15 protein-coding genes are annotated in these 18,587 nt (G+C 51.7%); 8 read left to right on the forward strand and 7 right to left on the reverse strand.

What is annotated here, in order from left to right:
• Positions 1–28: 28 nt before the first annotated feature.
• Complete coding sequence (argS, locus tag LBW89_RS24145; RefSeq protein ID WP_225040651.1) at positions 29–1,708, reverse strand: arginine--tRNA ligase; 1,680 nt, start codon at positions 1,706–1,708, stop codon at positions 29–31.
• A complete protein-coding gene (locus LBW89_RS24150; RefSeq protein ID WP_213508917.1) occupies positions 1,705–2,130 on the reverse strand; it encodes a DUF1934 domain-containing protein in 426 nt (141 codons plus the stop codon). The genes argS and LBW89_RS24150 overlap by 4 nt, the downstream gene beginning before the upstream one ends.
• 309 nt (positions 2,131–2,439) lie before the next feature.
• Between LBW89_RS24150 and LBW89_RS24155 the strand changes: the two genes are divergently transcribed.
• On the forward strand, positions 2,440–3,291 hold the full coding sequence (locus LBW89_RS24155; RefSeq protein WP_225040653.1) for a hypothetical protein: 852 nt from the start codon (positions 2,440–2,442) through the stop codon (positions 3,289–3,291).
• On the opposite strand, the gene imm47 is transcribed toward LBW89_RS24155, so the two are convergent.
• From imm47 to LBW89_RS24170, 3 genes are all read right to left on the reverse strand, one after another.
• Entirely contained in the window at positions 3,292–4,083 is a 792-nt protein-coding gene (gene imm47, locus LBW89_RS24160; RefSeq protein WP_225040655.1) for an Imm47 family immunity protein, read from the reverse strand. It abuts the gene before it with no gap.
• A gap of 16 nt (positions 4,084–4,099) precedes the next feature.
• Entirely contained in the window at positions 4,100–4,621 is a 522-nt protein-coding gene (locus tag LBW89_RS24165; protein ID WP_225040657.1) for a GNAT family N-acetyltransferase, read from the reverse strand.
• Positions 4,622–4,761: 140 nt separating this feature from the next.
• On the reverse strand, positions 4,762–5,694 hold the full coding sequence (locus tag LBW89_RS24170; protein ID WP_148454395.1) for a DUF1848 domain-containing protein: 933 nt from the start codon (positions 5,692–5,694) through the stop codon (positions 4,762–4,764).
• 242 nt (positions 5,695–5,936) lie between these two features.
• Between LBW89_RS24170 and LBW89_RS24175 the strand changes: the two genes are divergently transcribed.
• From LBW89_RS24175 to LBW89_RS24205, 7 genes are all read left to right on the forward strand, one after another.
• Positions 5,937–8,618, forward strand: coding sequence for a sensor histidine kinase (locus tag LBW89_RS24175; protein WP_225040659.1), 2,682 nt, complete (start codon positions 5,937–5,939; stop codon positions 8,616–8,618).
• Entirely contained in the window at positions 8,611–9,318 is a 708-nt protein-coding gene (locus tag LBW89_RS24180) for a response regulator (protein ID WP_148454391.1), read from the forward strand. Before LBW89_RS24175 ends, LBW89_RS24180 begins: the two co-directional genes overlap by 8 nt.
• A 340-nt stretch (positions 9,319–9,658) precedes the next feature.
• The gene (gene kdpF, locus LBW89_RS27975; protein WP_148454595.1) at positions 9,659–9,736 is read left to right on the forward strand and encodes a K(+)-transporting ATPase subunit F; all 78 of its coding nucleotides are present in this window, start codon (positions 9,659–9,661) and stop codon (positions 9,734–9,736) included.
• Between the two features lie 70 nt (positions 9,737–9,806).
• On the forward strand, positions 9,807–11,483 hold the full coding sequence (kdpA, locus tag LBW89_RS24190; protein WP_148454389.1) for a potassium-transporting ATPase subunit KdpA: 1,677 nt from the start codon (positions 9,807–9,809) through the stop codon (positions 11,481–11,483).
• Positions 11,484–11,500: 17 nt separating this feature from the next.
• Positions 11,501–13,534 carry a potassium-transporting ATPase subunit KdpB gene (gene kdpB, locus LBW89_RS24195; RefSeq protein WP_148454387.1) on the forward strand — a complete coding sequence of 678 codons (2,034 nt, stop codon included), beginning with the start codon at positions 11,501–11,503 and terminating at the stop codon, positions 13,532–13,534.
• A 64-nt stretch (positions 13,535–13,598) separates the two neighbouring features.
• The gene (gene kdpC, locus LBW89_RS24200) at positions 13,599–14,195 is read left to right on the forward strand and encodes a potassium-transporting ATPase subunit KdpC (RefSeq protein WP_148454593.1); all 597 of its coding nucleotides are present in this window, start codon (positions 13,599–13,601) and stop codon (positions 14,193–14,195) included.
• A 34-nt stretch (positions 14,196–14,229) separates the two neighbouring features.
• Positions 14,230–16,563, forward strand: a complete 2,334-nt coding sequence (locus LBW89_RS24205) for a histidine kinase (protein ID WP_148454591.1) — start codon at positions 14,230–14,232, stop codon at positions 16,561–16,563.
• A 123-nt stretch (positions 16,564–16,686) separates the two neighbouring features.
• Here LBW89_RS24205 and speB read toward each other — a convergent pair whose 3' ends face one another.
• Entirely contained in the window at positions 16,687–17,556 is an 870-nt protein-coding gene (gene speB, locus LBW89_RS24210; protein WP_148454385.1) for an agmatinase, read from the reverse strand.
• 15 nt (positions 17,557–17,571) lie between these two features.
• Entirely contained in the window at positions 17,572–18,399 is an 828-nt protein-coding gene (gene speE, locus LBW89_RS24215; protein ID WP_148454383.1) for a polyamine aminopropyltransferase, read from the reverse strand.
• Between the last annotated feature and the right edge of the window lie 188 nt (positions 18,400–18,587).

Genomic DNA, 18,587 nt, shown 5'->3' on the forward strand with positions numbered 1-18,587 from the left:
CCCCGCCGCTTAGGCCGGGGGCTGCTTGCTACATACGCTCCGGCGCGGACACGCCGATGAGCTTCAGTACGTTCGCGATCACGGTGCGAACGGCACCGAGCAGCACGAGGCGCGCGGCCGTTTGCTCCGCGTCCTCGGTAATGACCCGCTCCGCTCGGTAGTAGCTGTGCAGCATGGCGGACAGCTCGTACACATAGCGCACAAGGCGGTGCGGAGCGTAGTTCTCGGCCGCTACGGCGATTTCCTCCGGCAACTCGCCCATTTTGCGCAGCAGGTCGTACTCGTGCTCCGCCGTCAGCTCGCCCAGGTTCACCTGCTCCGGTGAAGGAATCGCGACGCCCTGTTCCTCGGCCTGACGGAAAATGCTGCAGATGCGGGCATGCGCATACTGCACGTAATAAACCGGGTTCTCGTTCGATGTCGAAATCGCGAGATCCATATCGAAATCCAGATGCGAGTCCATACTCCGCATCGTGAAGAAATAGCGGATGGCGTCGACGCCCACTTCGTCCATCAGATCCACCATCGTCACGGCCTTGCCGGTCCGCTTGGACATTTTTACCTTCTCGCCGTCCTGGAACAGGCTGACCATCTGGGCGATCAGCACCGTCAGCTTGTCCGGGTCGTTTCCGATGGCCTGCATGGCGGCCTTGACGCGCGGAATATAGCCGTGGTGATCGGCGCCCCAAATATTGATCATCCGGTCGAAGCCGCGGTCATATTTGTTCCGGTGATAGGCGATATCCGGCGTCAGGTACGTATACGTTCCGTCGTTCTTGACGAGCACGCGATCTTTGTCGTCGCCGTAGTCGGTCGTCCGCAGCCAAACGGCTCCGTCCTGCTCATAGGTTTGGCCTTTGTCGCTGAGCTCCTTCAGGGATGCCTCGACCTGCCCGTTCTCATACAGCGAAGTCTCGCTGAACCACACGTCGAAGCCGACGCGGAAGCGGCCCAGATCGCGTTTGATCTTGGCGAGTTCTTTTTCCAGACCATAGGTCCGCAAGAAGGCGGCCCGCTCCTCCGCGGACATGGACAGCAGAGCGTCCCCTTTCTCCGCGACGAGTTCTTTGGCAAAGCCCTTGATGTCTTCGCCGTGGTAACCGTCCTCCGGCATTTCGGCGTCTTGTCCCAGCTCCTGCAAATAACGGGCTTCGATCGACTTGCTCAAGTTTACGACCTGATTCCCCGCATCATTAATATAGTACTCCCGGGTTACCTCGTAGCCCGCAAAATCAAGCACATTGCACAGCGCGTCGCCTACGGCGGCTCCACGGGCATGTCCCAGATGCAAACTTCCCGTCGGGTTGGCGCTCACGAATTCGACCTGGATCTTCTGCCCGTTCCCTTTGGAGACCCGGCCGTAATGCTCGCCTTGACGGTACACCTCGCCGATGACGGGATAAAGGTAGCTTTTGCCGAGCGTAAAGTTAATGAAACCGGGCCCCGCGATTTCGGCCTTCTCGATGCCCGCCTTGGCGTAATCCAAGTGGCCGACGATGTCCTCGGCAATTTGGCGCGGATTCTTCTTGGCGATGCGGGATAGCTGCATGGCCGCGTTGGTGGCCAGGTCGCCGTGCGCCTTATCCTTCGGCACCTCCAGTACGATGGCCGGGGTTTCTTCCCGCTGGGCGAGTCCCGCGCCGACGATGGCGTCAAGGATGGCTTCTTTTAAAGCCTGATTGATCTGTTCCAATGGATTTACTGTCATCTTGAAATATCCTCCTGTATATGTAAGCTAATGGCGAAATGTCCCGATAATTCGTCGTACACGTACAAATCGTATTCCCAAGCGATATGTCCAAACGCGCCATCCAATCGGGATTCCAGCGTTTTCGTATGCGTGGACAGGTTAAACGTCGTAAAAGGCGAGCGGTAAAAACCGGGCAACTTGCGTCCGACCTGAAAATTCTGTTCCGATTCAACTTCACCGTGGCGCATGATTTTCAACGTTCCGCCGGAGATTTTGACCATGGTCCGCGTCGTCCCGCCCTTAGGTCCCCGTTCCGGCTCTTCGTATCGGATATAGGCCGTATCTCCCCGGGCAAAAACCTCTCCCGTCAGTTCCTGAACGGTTTCATCCCCGTCCTGGCGGCTCGTCATCACGATTTTGGCCCTGATTTGATCCGGCATTTCTGGATTCTCCATTCTCTAATACATTAATACATTGTATCCTATTGTACTACTATATCCAGTTCATTCCCGCAATTCAATACGGGACGTGTCCATACTCAGGTGATATGAATGGTCACAAATGGCCTCACGGTCTAGATTGCCGCTTCATTGATTTAGGAATACGTGCAAATCCGCAGGTATTTTTGATTTGTCGGCCTCATGAAGATTTCCTCCGAATTCGATTCAACTCCTTATGAGACCATACCACTATATGGTACGATAAGTCAGAAAACGCCGGAAGTTGTCGGCCGATTAAACCCAAAGGACGTGAACCCCATCGAACTGCGAGAATGCCTGCGTCCCCTGCAGCGGGATGCCGCGTTTAAATCCAAACTGCAACAAGAGATTGAGCGGATTGAAGCCCTCCTTGACGAGGGGAAAGAGGCCGGAAAAGAAATTGCCGCATTTAATAAAGCGACAGGCCGGAATTATGATGTCTACGTTTTCGCCAACTACTGGAGGTCGATGTCTCTGGAAGATTTGATCGAGGAAGCGTGCAGCCCCGAGCCCCGGCGCGTGCCCGACATTACTCGGGAGGAATTGGTGGAGATTGTACGGCGGCTGAAGGACAGCGAGATCTCTCATGGAGAATCGATGTTCTATCTGCAACTGCTTGAGGCCAACGTACCTATGCCGGGCGTGTCCGACCTCGTTTATTGGGAGGACTTGGAGCCGGAAGAAGTCATAGCACGGGCCATGAGTTACGAGCCGATTCGGCTTGCGGAAGACCTGGGCTTCCAAACATGGATGGAGGAAATTCGCGAGTCTTTCCACAACCACACTTACCGGGATTTTATCCTTGGCGGAGAAGCTCCGTCATTTATGCAAGAAAACGACGGCCCGAAGTCTCCTCTTGCCGTGGAGGGCGATCACTGCGATTTCGGAAGCTTTCAAATGGAATTATGCGATGGCTGCATTTATGCCATTACCGTGCCCGCCCCCTTCGACATCTCCATGGAACAAATCCGGGGCGTTATGGGAGAAGGGGAAATCCATAACCAGGAGGCTTATACCTTCCTTGTCTATTTTACGGAGGGGGCGGTGGCGACCTTCAAATTTCCGGCAGGCGCTTCTCTGCTTATCGATGTCCGGCTCGTTACGACCATCTTTATGGACTGATTAGAGTTGATGCCCGTAAAAATACTTCGCGCCTTTTTCCCACGGTCTTTTTGCCAGGTTTTGTACATAGGCTACAAAGTGTTGATAGTTGCCCGAGTGGATCACCGTATGTGATTCCCCGGGCACTTTCTCACCCGACCAAATCGACAGTAGTGCGGGGATTTGGTCCATGTCGAGCGGCTGTCCCTGATTCGCCGCCATGAAGACCCGTTGCATGAGGACTTTTGTCAAATCTCCGGGAAACGCCGGTTTGGTGCGGTAGTAGTATTTTTGCGTATCCAACGTTTCAGTGTATTCGACATAGGCCTGCCCGAGCTCATCGATCGTGGCCCGGTCTCCCGCCACTTTTCGGCAATCCGTAATAGCATCGATCGAGTCCCGGAGCGCCCTCGAAATATCGGCATGCCCATCCCACTGCTCAAGCAAAGCCAAAAGATACGGGATGGCCTCCAGGGAAAGCGTGGACTCGGCTGCCGACGCAAAAACCCGAACGGCCTCGGCCTCGGCACCCCCCAGGAAGTACAGGTTGTTCGAATCCCGTAAATCCTCATGTGTGCAGATCGAGCAAAAAACCCTGATGCCCAAATGCAACACCACTTCGTCTTCCGTATGGTTCAACAGTTCAATGAAAAGCGGCTTTTGCGAAAAATCGCCCCACTTGAATAGTTCCAAAAGGAGCCGTAAAAGCTCTTTTTCCGTTTTTGCGCGTACCATACTCTCTCTAATTTGTAGAACATCGCAGTCCGAAACGGGTCCGTACCACGTGCCGCTGCTTTTATACTTGTTCCACACCGGTGGCTTCACTTCCTTAACGGCCGATCGATCCATCTCCGTGGATTGGGTAGCACATCAGCTCTTCATCGTAATAAGAATCATTTATTTTTAAAGCTTTCTTCTGGACACCGTAAGTCTCGAATCCAAGCGATCGATAGAGTTTCCCGGCCGCCTCGTTGCTGGTGACGACAGAGAGATGAATCTGTTCAACTCCTCCCATGTCCTCCGCCTTCCGAATCGCTTCCAGCATTAACTTTTTGGCGATCCCGCGGCCCCGTGTTTGAGGGGATACGTAAACGCCGTAAATATTGGCCCGGTGCTTCAATTTATTTCTTTGTTCTCTGACTAAGGTGACCACTCCGCAAAGTTGCTCCTCCAAAAATGCACCGAACGTGGCGGAGTACTCCTCTTGAAAGCGCCTTTCGTACAGTTCCAATGGATATTGTTTTTCCTCGTCATAGCTTGAGCCGAAAGCTTCCGGGGCCGTTTGCAACGCTTCCAGCCGGATCGCTCTGTACAGTTTCGCATCTTTGGGATTAAGTCGTCGGATGATCATAGCGTTCTCCTTCCTCCAGTCGTATTGCGCCGGTTCGGGGCGGATCGGTATGTTCCGGCCATTTGGAGTAAGATACATCGCAGCTCTTAAATGAGGTATAGTCGAGATTCGCTTTGGCCAAAATCACACCACGATGAGAGTTACTTTTTCCCGTGAACTTCCAAATCCCCACTGTATGAGTAGATCAGGGACGGGCTGTCAATGAAATGGTTCTGCAAAGTTTTGGCCACGGCGTTTTCGCTTTGAACCGCATAACAATACCGACAGTTAAACTTGCATGTATTGTACACGCCCACGTCTACCGCTGCGGTGCAAAGACAAGTATCCCGCTGATTCTTATCTTTGGCATCGTCCAGATCCCGCCCGATGATACTCGAGAGGAGCCGGGCATCAATACAACTGCCGTGACGAATTCCGCAGTGATCCAAATCGGCGGCTTCCGAGCAAGTCTCTACGGATATACCCTGAGCCGCTCCAATAAGGCTTATGTTCTTGGCAAATTCATTTAGCTGTTCTCTGTAATCGGGCAAAGTAATATCGGTGTATAACACCGCATGGTTTTGCTGCAGTTTATTGAATTTCGCCACCGTTTTCCCGTAATAATCCAGGAAACTTATCACCAACCGATGGGTGTACCCCTTCAATTGGGCAGCTAAACGTTCCAGGCGTTCAAGATGGTACTCCACCGGGGTGATATTGCTGATGATGATCGGATCGTATCTCCAGATGACCCGGTTTGCCCCAAGCCGCTCGCTTAACTCGCGGAAATAGTCCACGCGGCTCGCAGCAGGAGGTAAATTAGGTTCAAAAATCTCCGGGTAATCATTGAGCGTGTATTGAAAATAGTACATGTAACTTTTATCGTCCAATAGAGACAAATGCCTTATGAACGGTTTGGGGTTTTTAGTCCAGAACACCATGCCGTCCACATCTTCGGGCAATAGGCTAAAGGCCGTCACCTGCTTGTAATTAAACGGATTCACCCGGTAAAAATACCCTTCGGCAATTCTGCGCATAAACCATTCTCCGAAAAAGGCCGGGATATCCGTTCTTCTGCTGGCGCTAATAATCAACTTCGCTCACCTGCGGTTTCCCATATATTTAAGTTAGGCGTTCGACTTTAATTTTACCAGATATTCCAGGAAAAACAGCATCTTTGGGAGTAAGTCGTCTAACCATAAATCTTTATATCTTCTTAATGCCGCAGTCGAAGTTGTAACACGATACTGATACGGCTCATGATATACTTACAAAACAAGGAACAACTTACAATAAAGATTCATGGAAAGCAGGCATGAGGATGGCTACGTCACCGATGGAGTCAGCATTTGCACGGACACAGATAACTGGCAAAACACCGGGAAGTAGAGGAAAGCTGAAGATATTTATCGGCTACGCGCCGGGGACAGGCAAAACTTACGCTATGCTGAAAGCCGGCCATGCGGCGCAAGAAGACGGAGTGGATGTGGTTGCCGGATATGTTAACCCACATGCTCGTCCCGATACGGCGGCTCTCCTTAAAGGCTTAGAGATGTTGCCCCATACGGGAAACGCAAACGACGGCCTTGGCTTTCAAGAATTCGAACTGGATCACGCCCTTCAAAGAAAACCCGGTCTCATCCTGGTTGACGATCTGGCGCATACCAATGCGGCAGGGAATCGTCACAAAAGAAGATACCAGGACGTGGAAGAGCTTCTTCGGGCAGGAATTCACGTGTACACAACGATGAATGTCCAGCAAATCGAAAGTCTGGCGGATACCGTCGCCTCCATTACCGGGATGTCCGTGAAGGAACGCATTCCGGACAGCGTATTTGAATGTGCCGATCAGGTGGAATTCGTCGATATTGAACCCGAAACGTTAATTGTCCGTTTTCTGAAGGGGAAGATTTATAGCGATCGGGAGACGGAACAAACAAATGCGCATTTATTTACGAATGAGAAGCTGAATGCTTTGCGGGAAATGGCATTGCAACAAACGGCAGCTCAATTGAACCGGATTGCGCTCCAGATCGGCGCTAAAAATAGCAGAAATGAATTTTCAGGGAAAGATCATATACTGGTTTGCCTGTCCTCGTCCGCATCCAACAAAAAAGTGATCCGTACAGCGGCAAGGATGGCCGAGGTTTTCCACGGCCAATTCACGGCTTTATTTGTAGAGACGCCGGAAACCGAACCGGTAACGAAAAAAAACAAAATCGGTCTGAGAGAAAATCTGAGATTGGCCGAGCAGTTGGGCGCCAAAATCGCTACGGTATATGGAGATGATATTTCGGGACAGATTGCGGAATATGCAAAAACGAGCCATGTATCGAAAATTGTATTGGGCCGCTCTCCCCGCCAAAAGAGAGGGTTCGCAAAATCAACGGTAGTGGACAAGTTAATCGACCTGGTCCCCAATATCGAGACGTATATCATTCCTTATTCCGAGCCTGTGTTCCATAAAAAATCGGCCATTTACCTGAAGTCTCCGGCGTTTTCTTTGGCGGATATGGGCAAGACCGCTTCCATTTTGGCCGCATGTACTCTTGTTGGAGCATGGTTCAATCATCTGGGCTTCCGAGAAGCGAACATTATTACGGTGTACATCCTCGGTGTCCTCTTGAACGCAACGGTCACCAAAGGGCGGCTATACAGCGCAATATGTTCGATTATGAGCGTAATCGTGTTCAATTTTTTCTTTACTGAGCCTTACTATTCCCTGCGGGCGTACGATCCCGGCTACCCGGTTACTTTTCTGGTGATGCTGGTGGCATCATTCGTCATGAGTACGCTGACCATGAGAGTAAGAGAACAAGCCATGCAATCCGCGCAAAAAGCCTATCGTACGGAAGTGCTTCTGGAAACGAGCCGGAAGCTGCAACAGGCCACGGACTCCTCGGCAATTATCGATGAAACGGCCATTCAATTGGTTAAACTGCTGGACAGAACGATCATTTTTTATTCCGTTCGGCATGAGGGGCTAAGCGAGCCGCTTATCTTTCCAAAGAGAGGATCGGCGGTTGATCCACAAATCTATACTGGAGAAAATGAGCATGCGGTAGCGGAATGGGTGTACCAAAACAATAAACGGGCCGGGGCGACCACGGAGACCTTTTCCGACGCCCATTGCTTGTATCATGCGGTTCGCGGGGGGGATTCGGTCTTTGCGGTTGCGGCTATCGTGATGGATCGGGAGGACCCCCTGGATGTGTTCGAACAAAGCCTGACGATTGCCATGCTGGGAGAATGCGCGCTCGCGCTGGAGAAGGAGCGGTTGAACGACCAACAGAAGGAAATCTTCATGCAAATCCGTCAGGAACAGCTGCGCGCCAATCTGCTCCGGCAAATTTCCCATGATTTACGGACCCCGCTTACGAGCATTTCCGGTAACGCCGGCATTCTTATCGGTAACTCGGGGATGCTGAGCGAAGAACAAAGAACCAGCCTGTACACGGACATCTATGACGATGCCATGTGGCTGATTCTTTTGGTGGAGAATCTACTCTCCATCAGCCGGATGGACAACGGCACTATAAATCTGAATTTACAGGCCGAATTAATGGAGGAGGTCATCGCCGAAGCCTTGCTCCACGTGAATCGCAGCAAAGATAACCATATTATTCAAACGGTGTTGGAGGACGAATGGATTATGGCCCGGATGGACACCCGATTAATCGTGCAAGTGCTGATCAATCTCGTGGATAACGCAATCAAGTACACGCATACCGGGTCGCATATTACGATATCGGCAAGGCGCGACAACGATAGGGTCGTAGTAGAAGTTTCCGATGATGGGCCGGGAATCGCGGAAGAGGCGAAGGCCAAATTGTTCGAAATGTTTTATACGGCGGATAATATACGCGGAGACGGGCATCGCGGGTTAGGGCTCGGGCTTTCTCTATGCAAATCGATTGTGAGCGCCCATGGCGGTACGATAGGTGTCAGAGACCGTTTTCCCCAGGGAACCGTATTTTACTTCACGCTGCAGTCTGAGGAGGTAAGCGTTTATGAATAGCCCTTTTATACTTGTCGTGGAAGACGACAAGCCGATCCGCAAGCTGATCACGACTACGCTGGAGACGCAAGGATATCGCTATCACGCGGCTGAAACGGGCGAAGCCTCGATTCTGGAGGCGGTATCCAGACCACCTGATATCATGATCCTGGATTTAGGATTGCCGGACATGGACGGGGTGGAAATTATAAAAAAAGTGCGAGCCTGGTCCAACCTGCCCATTATCGTCGTCAGTGCGCGAAGTGAGGATCGGGATAAAATTGAGGCGCTGGATGCCGGGGCGGACGATTACTTGACCAAGCCCTTCAGTGTGGAAGAACTGCTTGCAAGACTGCGGGTTAGTTTGCGGCGAGCCCGGTATGACAGTGACAAGCTTCTTAAGGAGGCTTCCCAATTTATTAACGGCCCTCTGAAAATCGACTACGCTGCGGGATGCGTATGGCTGGAGGAAGAAGAAGTCCACCTGACGCCTAGCGAGTATAAGCTCCTATGTCTGCTGGCCAAAAATGTCGGGAAGGTGTTGACCCACAACCACATCCTGCACGAGATCTGGGGCAGCCACCCCTACGACGTCTCCAGCCTGCGAGTTTTTATGGCGACCTTGAGAAAAAAAATAGAAAAACCCCCTTTCCAGCATAAATATATTCAAACGCATATCGGAATCGGGTATCGAATGTTGCAAGTCAATGATGAAGTATAGAACTCTATGAAAGATTTGAAATTCAGCAGCCATGCTCCTACGGAGCATGGTTTTTTTGTGTTAGCGGAAATCTTTAGATGATCTTAATCCTTTGCCGCAAACCCTAATCCTAAACTAATGGCGGGAGTGATACGCTGAATGTCGGAAAGAGAAAATATACGCCGGTGAGGGAGATAGGTTATGGACAGAGGGTTAAACCAGCACCGATTTCGATGGGAGGAGAGATGAAGAAAATGATGGATTTGTACATGGTTACGGCATTGGCCGCGATTTTCGGTCTGTTCTATGCGTTTGCGGGTTGGTGCGAACGTGTTGTTGACGATAAAGGGGGGAATAAACAATGATCGTGGTTATTGCAGTAACCTTGTTTTTGTTTCTCTATCTGGTCTACGCCTTGATCCATCCGGAGAAATTCTAAGCATCACAAAGAATATTTCCAAAAAGAAACCATTAGGCGACAGCTTGCCTAAATCAAGGAGGAGCCATTCGTGGGTATTGTGCAAATCATCGCAGTTATCGCTATACTGCTGCTGCTTGTTAAACCGCTCGGCACTTATTTGTATTATACATTTTCCAATGAGCCGAACCGGAGTGACCGGATCTTTGGGGGGATCGAGCGAGGAATATATAAATTAGGCGGCTTAAAAAAACTGGAAGGCATGTCCTGGAAGAAGTATACGATCAGTTTTTTATCGACCAATATCGTGCTTGTAGCGTTTGGATATTTAATTCTCCGCCTGCAGGGCGGACTTCCGCTGAATCCGAACAGCATGGGCGGAATGGATCAGAGCCTTTCGTTCAATACGGTGATCAGCTTTATCACCAATACCAATTTGCAGCATTATAGCGGAGAAACGGGACTCTCCTATTTCTCGCAGATGGCCGTCATCACCATGTTGATGTTCACTTCCGCGGCGAGCGGATTATCCGTGGCAGTCGCTTTTGTAAGAGGCGTTACGGGCAAAAAGACCCTGGGCAACTTTTTCCAGGACTTCGTTAAGTCCCATACACGGATATTCCTTCCGCTGGCTTTACTCGTTGCACTGACTCTTGTAGCGCTGAAAGTCCCGCAAACGCTGCAGCCTACGCTGGAAGTATCGACGCTTGAAGGACAGAGTCAGCAGATCGCGGTTGGGCCGGTCGCTTCCCTGGAATCCATTAAGCATCTCGGAACGAACGGCGGCGGATTTACTGGAGCCAATTCGTCACATCCGTTTGAAAATCCGTCACCGCTGACCAACGTGATTGAAATACTGTCGATGTGGATGCTGCCTGCATCTCTTCCATACATGTATGGTTTGTTTGCCAAGAACAAACGGCAAGGTTGGGGCATATTCAGCGCCATGATGATCCTGTTCGTCCTGCTGCTGTCCTTGAACTTCTATGCGGAAAGCAAAGGAAACCCGGCGATCCATGCCATGGGAATCGATGCGTCTCAAGGCAGTATGGAGGGGAAAGAGGTTCGCTTCGGCATTGCGCAATCTTCCTTGTTTACTGCCGTGACTACCGCGGCGACTACCGGCAGCGTCAACAATATGCACGACACCCAAACACCGCTCGGACAAATTACTCCGCTGGCTCTGATGATGCTGAACAACGTCTTCGGGGGCAAGGGCGTGGGGCTGATTAATATGCTGATGTACGCCATTCTCGCGGTCTTTTTATGCGGACTGATGGTAGGCCGGACACCGGAGTTCCTTGGCCGCAAAATCGAAGCCCGGGAAATGAAGCTGATCGCGATCGCGATTCTGATTCATCCTCTGATTATTCTGGCACCGACGGCCGCGTCCTTCCTGACGGACCTCGGGCAAGGCTCGATCAGCAATCCCGGCTATCACGGATTGACGCAGGTCTTGTACGAATACGCCTCATCCGCCGCCAACAATGGCTCGGGATTTGAAGGACTGGCCGACAACAACACGTTCTGGAATATGACGACCGGACTTGTCATGCTGCTGGGGCGCTACATTTCCATGATTGCCATGCTGGCCGTTGCCGGTTCCCTGCTCCGCAAACAGCCCGTACCGGAAACGGCCGGCACCTTCCGTACGGATAACGGCCTCTTTACCGGAATCTTGATCGGCACGGTACTGATCATTGGCGCTTTAACGTTCTTGCCGGTCATCGTGCTAGGGCCGATAGCGGAACATTTGACACTACGGTAGAGAGAGGGAGAACAGAGATGAATACGGTACAAAAAAAGCGGCTGTTGAGCGGCCCGATCATACGAAGTGCAATCAAAGACAGTTTTCTAAAACTGAATCCGATCTCTTTAATCAAGAATCCGGTTATGTTCGTAGTCGAAATGGGGACGATTCTGGTCCTGCTGATGGTTCTGGCCCCGGGTTATTTCGATGCGGAAGAATCGGTAGGATTCAATATCGCGGTGTTTATCATCCTGCTGGTGACGGTATTGTTCGCTAACTTTGCGGAAGCCCTCGCGGAAGGGCGAGGTAAAGCGCAAGCGGATACGCTAAAGAGAACGAAGCAAGATATTACCGCAAACAAACTGGTAGGCGATGCGATCAAGACGGTCGCCTCCTCGGAATTGCGCAAAGGCGATATCGTGCTTGTCGCTCAAGGAGAATGGATTCCCGGCGACGGGGAAGTCATTGAAGGGCTGGCTTCGGTAGACGAGTCGGCGATTACGGGGGAATCGGCACCCGTTATTAAAGAGGCCGGCGGTGACTTCAATTCGGTCACCGGGGGTACGAGAGTCGTTAGTGATGAAATCAAGGTTCAGATTACGAGCGATCCCGGCGAATCCTTCCTGGATCGGATGATTTCTTTGGTTGAAGGCGCCAAGCGGCAGAAAACACCTAACGAGATCGCCCTCAACACGCTGTTAATCAGCTTAACGATCATCTTTCTGATTGTGGTCGTTACGCTGCGTCCGATTGCCTCTTACCTTGGAGTGAACCTGGAAATTCCGGTTCTGATTGCGCTGTTGGTGTGCTTGATTCCGACGACCATTGGCGGGCTGTTGTCCGCCATCGGAATTGCGGGCATGGATCGGGTCACCCGGTTCAACGTTCTGGCAATGTCCGGTAAGGCGGTAGAAGCGGCAGGAGACATTAACACGATGATTCTCGACAAAACCGGCACCATCACGTTCGGGAATCGGATGGCCAGCGAATTCGTACCCGTGGTCAAGGAGAGCGAAAAGGAATTGGCCGCATGGGCGGCGATCAGCTCGCTAAAGGATGAGACGCCGGAAGGGCGTTCCGTGATTGAACTGGTCAAGAAACTCGGATACGACTATGAAACCGGATGGGAAGTGGACGGAGAATTTATCGAGTTTCGGGCCGAAACACGGATGAGCGGACTGGATTTGAAAGACGGCCGGAAGGTTCGCAAGGGGGCTGTGGATTCCGTTAAACGTTGGGTACAGCTGCAGGGAGGACAGATTCCGGGCGACCTGGACAAGAGCTCGAACGAAATTGCAGGCAAAGGCGGAACTCCGCTTGCGGTGGCTGTAGATAACCGGATTTACGGGCTGATCTATTTGAAAGATACGGTAAAACCCGGGATGAAGGACCGTTTTGACGAATTGCGCAAGATGGGCATCAAAACCATTATGTGCACGGGGGATAACCCTTTGACGGCGGCAACCATTGCGGCAGAGGCCGGTGTGGATAGTTTTATTGCCGAAAGCACGCCGGAGAATAAAATCGAAGTCATTCGCCGCGAACAAAGGGAAGGCAAGATGGTTGCCATGACAGGCGACGGTACGAATGATGCTCCCGCCTTGGCACAGGCTGACGTGGGTCTAGCCATGAACAGCGGCACCTCCGCCGCCAAGGAAGCGGCCAACATGGTCGACCTGGATTCCGATCCGTCCAAGATCATTGAAGTCGTAGCGATCGGCAAGCAGCTCTTGATGACGCGCGGCGCATTGACGACCTTCAGCATCGCCAATGACATTGCAAAATATTTTGCCATTATTCCCGCTATGTTCACCTTGGCTATCCCGGAAATGAATCTCCTGAATGTGATGGGGCTCGGTTCGCCAAGCTCCGCGATTATATCGGCGCTGATCTTTAATGCCATTATTATCCCGCTTTTAATTCCGCTGGCGATGAAAGGGGTGTCGTATAAACCGATGAGTTCGGTAAAACTGTTGCGGCGGAACATATTTGTCTATGGCTTTGGTGGCATTCTTGTCCCTTTCCTTGGCATTAAAGTCATTGATCTGATTGTCAGCCTATGGATTTAAGAAAGACAGATACACTTCAGAAGCGGAAAGGATGATCCCATTGAAAAATATACATGAAGAAATCATGGAACAGAAGCCAGTATCCAAAGGAAGCTACTTATTAAGTGTGGTCAGACTCAGCGCTGTCCTCATCATCCTGTGCGGAATCATATACCCGCTGGCCTCCACGGCCCTGGCCCAGGTGCTAATGCCTTCCCAAGCGAATGGAAGTTTGCTTAAGAACAAGGAAGGTAAGGTGATCGGTTCGGAACTGATCGGACAAAATTTCAGTAATCCGGCGTTGTTCCATGGCCGCGTATCCAGTATTGAATACAAAGCCGAGGCTTCCGGTTCAAATAACTATGGCCCTTCCAATCCTGATATGCTGAAGCGGACAAGCGACTTTATCGCGCAGTGGAAGATCGATAATCCCGAGGTGCCCATCCATGAACTGCCGATCGACCTCGTTACCAACTCGGGGTCCGGCCTGGACCCGCATATTTCGCCGGCGGCAGCCCTGGTACAGATCCCGAGAATAAGCGGCTTGACCGGTGTTCCGTCCGAGACTCTGAAAGAGCTCGTCAAAGAACACACCGAAGGACGCGACCTCGGATTGTTTGGCGAAAAGCGTGTCAACATTCTGAAGCTGAATATGGCTTTAATGGAGCGGTCGTCGAAATAGCGGAATGGACCAGAGGGGGAATAAGGAGTTGGCCATGACACCGTACAAGCGAAAAACGCCTGAAGAAATTTTATATTCCATCTACCAATTACGTCGAGGCCGATTGAAGATTATCATCGGCTCCGTCAGCGGATCGGGTAAAACCTACCACATGCTGCAAGAAGGCCGCCTATTGAAAAAGCAGGGCATCGATGTGGTATGCAGCGCCGTATCGACTATGCAGCGGGAAGAGACCGTCCAGCAGCTCGAGGAATTAGAGCGCGTCCCAAGCATCCATTGGTGGAGAGACGGCAAGGAGCAGAAGGACCTCCCTCTGGAAGATTTGTTGAAACGAAATCCCGAGGTGCTGCTGGTTGACGGATTGGCCCATCGTAACCGCAATGGTGCGCTTTTTTCCACGCGTCTGGAAGATATCCGATATTTGATGGACCACGGGATCAGCATAATTACGACGATCAACGTTTATGAGCTGGCCGGAGCCGGTGAGCTTATTTTCCAAATGACGGGGATCCGAGCGGATGATACGGTGCCCATGAACACTCTGGAACTTGCGGATGAAGTACGCCTGATAGATGTATCGCCGGAAACCATTCTAAAGCGAATCGAGGAAGGAGTGCTCGGCGACGTGGCACACCCGGCGATGTCTACCCGCGGAAATCTGGGCGTGCTGCGTGAGATCTCCTTACGACTCGTGGCGGAGGGAGTCAATGACTCTCTGGAGAAACATCGGGAAGAACATGGGCTGATCGGGCCTTCCGGCGCCACGGAACGAATCCTCGTTTCCGCCCAATATCACTGGAACGGTTCGCTATATGTAAGAAGAGGACAACAAATCGCCAAGCGGTTGAACGGTGACCTGATGGTAGTAACTTTCACCGTGCGCGGCAAGTCCATGTCAAAGGAACAGCTAACCTTTAAACGCTCCATTGTTAAATTGGTTGAACGCGTGAATGCCAAATTTGAAGAACTGAGTCTGGTTACCTTGCGACAGCTTCCTTTCGAATTAGTGAACTATGCCACCCGGAATAACGTAACCCGGATCGTCATGGGGCATTCCAAAAAAAGCCGTTGGCAGGAAAAATGGCAAGGCTCCATCGCAAACCGCGTTCTTAGAAAAGCGAGAAACATCGACGTTTTTCTGATGGCCGATCGCGCCGAACAGGAAGGAGAACGGATTTTGCCCATCAAGCCCAATGCGAAAGGAACGGAGGAACCATTCCACCGGTTGACCACCAATGAGATGGAGAAGAAAATTCAGACCATGCGCAGGGGCTCCTTCAAAGTCTATATCGGTGCGGCACCTGGCGTTGGCAAGACCTACAAAATGTTGCAGGAGGGAAATCTGCTATTAAGCCGAAGGATCGATGTCGTTATCGGTCTCTTGGAAACCCATGGGCGGGAGGAAACCAGGGAACAAATCGGCAGATTATCAATGATCCCGCGTGCTAAAATTCAATACCAGTCGACGACTTTAGAGGAAATGGATACGGATGCCATTCTTGCCCGTCATCCGGAAGTGGTGCTGGTTGACGAGCTTGCGCACACCAATATCCCCGGCAGCAAAAACCGCAAACGGTACGAAGATGTCATCACCTTGCTGGAAAACGGCATCTCCGTAATCACAACCGTAAATGTGCAGCATCTCGAAAGTTTGAATGATGCGGTCGCCCAATTAACCGGGGTTCGGGTTCGGGAGACGGTACCGGACGCAATCTTAAAGATGGCGGATGAAGTCGAGCTTATCGATGTTACACCGCAAATGCTGCAGGAGCGAATGCGCGCAGGAAAAATATATGCCGCTGAAAAGGTTAACCAGGCGCTGGAATCCTTTTTTAAGATCGGCAATTTGATCGCACTTCGCGAGCTGGCCCTTCGTGAAATCGCCGATGACGTGGACGAGCGGCTGGAAGCCTGGGATCGGGACGTCGCCTTGCGCGGACCGTGGAGCCGGCGTGAAGTTATTTTCGTCTGCGTTGATCTGGAACCAAGAGCCGAACGTTTGATTCGCCGCGGCTTCCGGATCGCGTACCGTCTAAAGGCGGAATGGTTCGTTCATTACGTGCATTGCGGATCTGCGCTGACACCGGAAGAGAAGAAGCGGCTGGAAGCCCTTCGTCATTTAACCGAACGGCTCGGCGGAGTCATGGAGGTGGCCGAAAAGACCCGAAACACTAACATTCATCGCCACTTGTTGGATAGAATGAACGGCGTGAAGACGACTCAGCTTATCATTGGCCAGTCCAGGAAACCTTTATGGCAAACTTGGTTTAAAGAAAGTTTTGTGCAATATCTTCTCCGAAACGCCAGACACATGGATATGTTGATTGTGGCTGATTTTGACCCTAATGTAACTGAATCGTTAAGGTGATGTCCCCCCATCGCTAGACGAGGAGCAGCTAAGATCCGGGAGCGGAGCGTAAAAAGCATAAAAAGCACCCCCTCCGAATCATTCGGAAGGGGTGCTTCAGTTTCATATATGGTTATTGTCAAATTATTTCACAAAGCCCAGCAGCATCTCGCGAATCAGCTTCGCCGCGACGATTTGCGTCTGCTCCGTCGGGTCATAGATCGGGGCCACTTCGACCAGATCGCAGCCGACGACGTTTACGTCGGACCCGGCAATCAGATGAACGGCTTCCAGCAGCTCCTTGGAGGTGATGCCGCCGGCTTCGGCCGTACCGGTTCCCGGAGCGCAGGACGGATCGAGCACGTCGATATCGATCGTCACGTAAACCGGTCGTTGTCCCATCTTGGGCAGCGCGCTCTTCAACGGAGCAGCGACCTCGAACGGATAGAAATTAATATTTTCGCGTCCGTACAGGAACTCCTCTTTGGACCCGGAGCGGATGCCGAATTGATAAATGTTCTTCCCGCCCATAAGCTCGGCGGCTTTACGGACCGGTGTCGAGTGGGACAACGGCTCGCCTTCGTACTGTTCGCGCAAATCGGCGTGAGCATCGATATGAATCAGGGCCAGGTCGGGATATTTCTCGTACATCGCCTGAATGACCGGCCAGGACACCAGATGCTCCCCGCCGAGACCGATCGGGAACTTATCGTCCGCGAGCAAACCGCGGATATATTCGCCGATCACGTCCAGGCTGCGGCCCGCATTGCCGAAAGGCAGCAGCAGGTCCCCGGCGTCGAAATACTTCGCGTCCAGGATACTTTTGTCCAGGTAAGGGCTGTACTCTTCCAGCCCGACCGAAGCCTGGCGGATTCGGGCGGGACCGAAACGGGAGCCGGGGCGGAAGCTGACCGTAAAGTCCATGGGCATCCCATAAATGACCGCCTTGGAGGACGCATAGTCCTCCGAACTGCAAATAAATACGTTGCCGGAATAGGCTTGATCCAGTTTCATCCTATCGTTCGCCCCCTACTTTACGAGATCTTCCACGAACTTCGGCAGCACAAAGGCCGCTTTATGCAGGCGTGGCGAGTAGTATTTCGTATCCAGCTCCGGAATTTTCGTCTCGTCGACTTCGAGCGGATCATAGGTTTTGCTGCCCATCGTGAAGGTCCACAGACCGCTTGGGTAAGTAGGAATGTTAGCGCCGTAAACGCGAACGATCGGGAAAATTTCCTTCACGTCTTTGTTCACCTTTTGGATCAAGTCCGCCTTGAACCAAGGGTTGTCCGTTTGCGCCACGAAAATGCCGTCCTCCTTCAGCGCCTCGTAGATGCCTTGATAGAAGCCGCGTTCAAAGAGCGGGGCCGCCGGACCTACAGGCTCCGTGGAGTCCACCATGATGACGTCGTATTTGTTTTTGCTTTCAATGATATGCATGTAGCCGTCGTTCACCTGAACCTCAACCCGGGGGTTATCCAGTTCGCCGGCGATTTCCGGCAAATATTTTTTCGAATATTCGATTACTTTTCCGTCGATTTCAACCAGAACCGCCTTTTCGACGCCGGGATGCTTAATAACCTCACGGATCACGCCGCCGTCACCGCCGCCGACCACGAGCACATGCTTCGGATTCGGATGGGTGAACAGGGCCGGATGGGCCACCATCTCATGATAAACAAACTCGTCCTTGATGGTCGTCATGACCATGCCGTCCAGCACGAGCATCCGCCCGAACTCCTCGGTATCAATCATCGCCAGGTCCTGAAAATCCGTCTTCTCCGTTACCAATGTTTCCCGAATTTTTGCCGTGATGCCAAAGACGGGCGTTTGTTTCTCCGTAAACCACAATTCCATCGTACAACCCTTCTTTCCGCCAGAATAGTGTTTAGCCGTCATATCAACCCAGACCGAATGCGGGGTTCCAGTTTCACTTCTTGCAAAGTTTCCACTTCCTATATTGTACCAAACAAATTGTATTATATTAAAACAGGCCGAAAATGCAACCATTTTAAAATGAATGGGCCGCCCCAAACTTTCCCATA

It is taken from the genome of Paenibacillus sp. alder61 (assembly GCF_020179875.1).
GTDB classification, from domain to species: domain Bacteria; phylum Bacillota; class Bacilli; order Paenibacillales; family Paenibacillaceae; genus Fontibacillus; species Fontibacillus faecis.

Bases quoted from the DNA above. Each gene is read 5' to 3' on its own strand.
- speE (WP_148454383.1), bottom strand. From the start codon at position 18,399: ATGGAATTGTGGTTTACGGAGAAACAAACGCCCGTCTTTGGCATCACG.
- kdpF (WP_148454595.1), top strand. From the start codon at position 9,659: ATGATCGTGGTTATTGCAGTAACCTTGTTTTTGTTTCTCTATCTGGTC.
- kdpC (WP_148454593.1), top strand. From the start codon at position 13,599: ATGGAACAGAAGCCAGTATCCAAAGGAAGCTACTTATTAAGTGTGGTC.
- speB (WP_148454385.1), bottom strand. From the start codon at position 17,556: ATGAAACTGGATCAAGCCTATTCCGGCAACGTATTTATTTGCAGTTCG.
- LBW89_RS24205 (WP_148454591.1), top strand. From the start codon at position 14,230: ATGACACCGTACAAGCGAAAAACGCCTGAAGAAATTTTATATTCCATC.
- kdpB (WP_148454387.1), top strand. From the start codon at position 11,501: ATGAATACGGTACAAAAAAAGCGGCTGTTGAGCGGCCCGATCATACGA.
- LBW89_RS24180 (WP_148454391.1), top strand. From the start codon at position 8,611: ATGAATAGCCCTTTTATACTTGTCGTGGAAGACGACAAGCCGATCCGC.
- LBW89_RS24150 (WP_213508917.1), bottom strand. From the start codon at position 2,130: ATGCCGGATCAAATCAGGGCCAAAATCGTGATGACGAGCCGCCAGGAC.
- LBW89_RS24175 (WP_225040659.1), top strand. From the start codon at position 5,937: ATGGAGTCAGCATTTGCACGGACACAGATAACTGGCAAAACACCGGGA.
- LBW89_RS24165 (WP_225040657.1), bottom strand. From the start codon at position 4,621: ATGATCATCCGACGACTTAATCCCAAAGATGCGAAACTGTACAGAGCG.
- argS (WP_225040651.1), bottom strand. From the start codon at position 1,708: ATGACAGTAAATCCATTGGAACAGATCAATCAGGCTTTAAAAGAAGCC.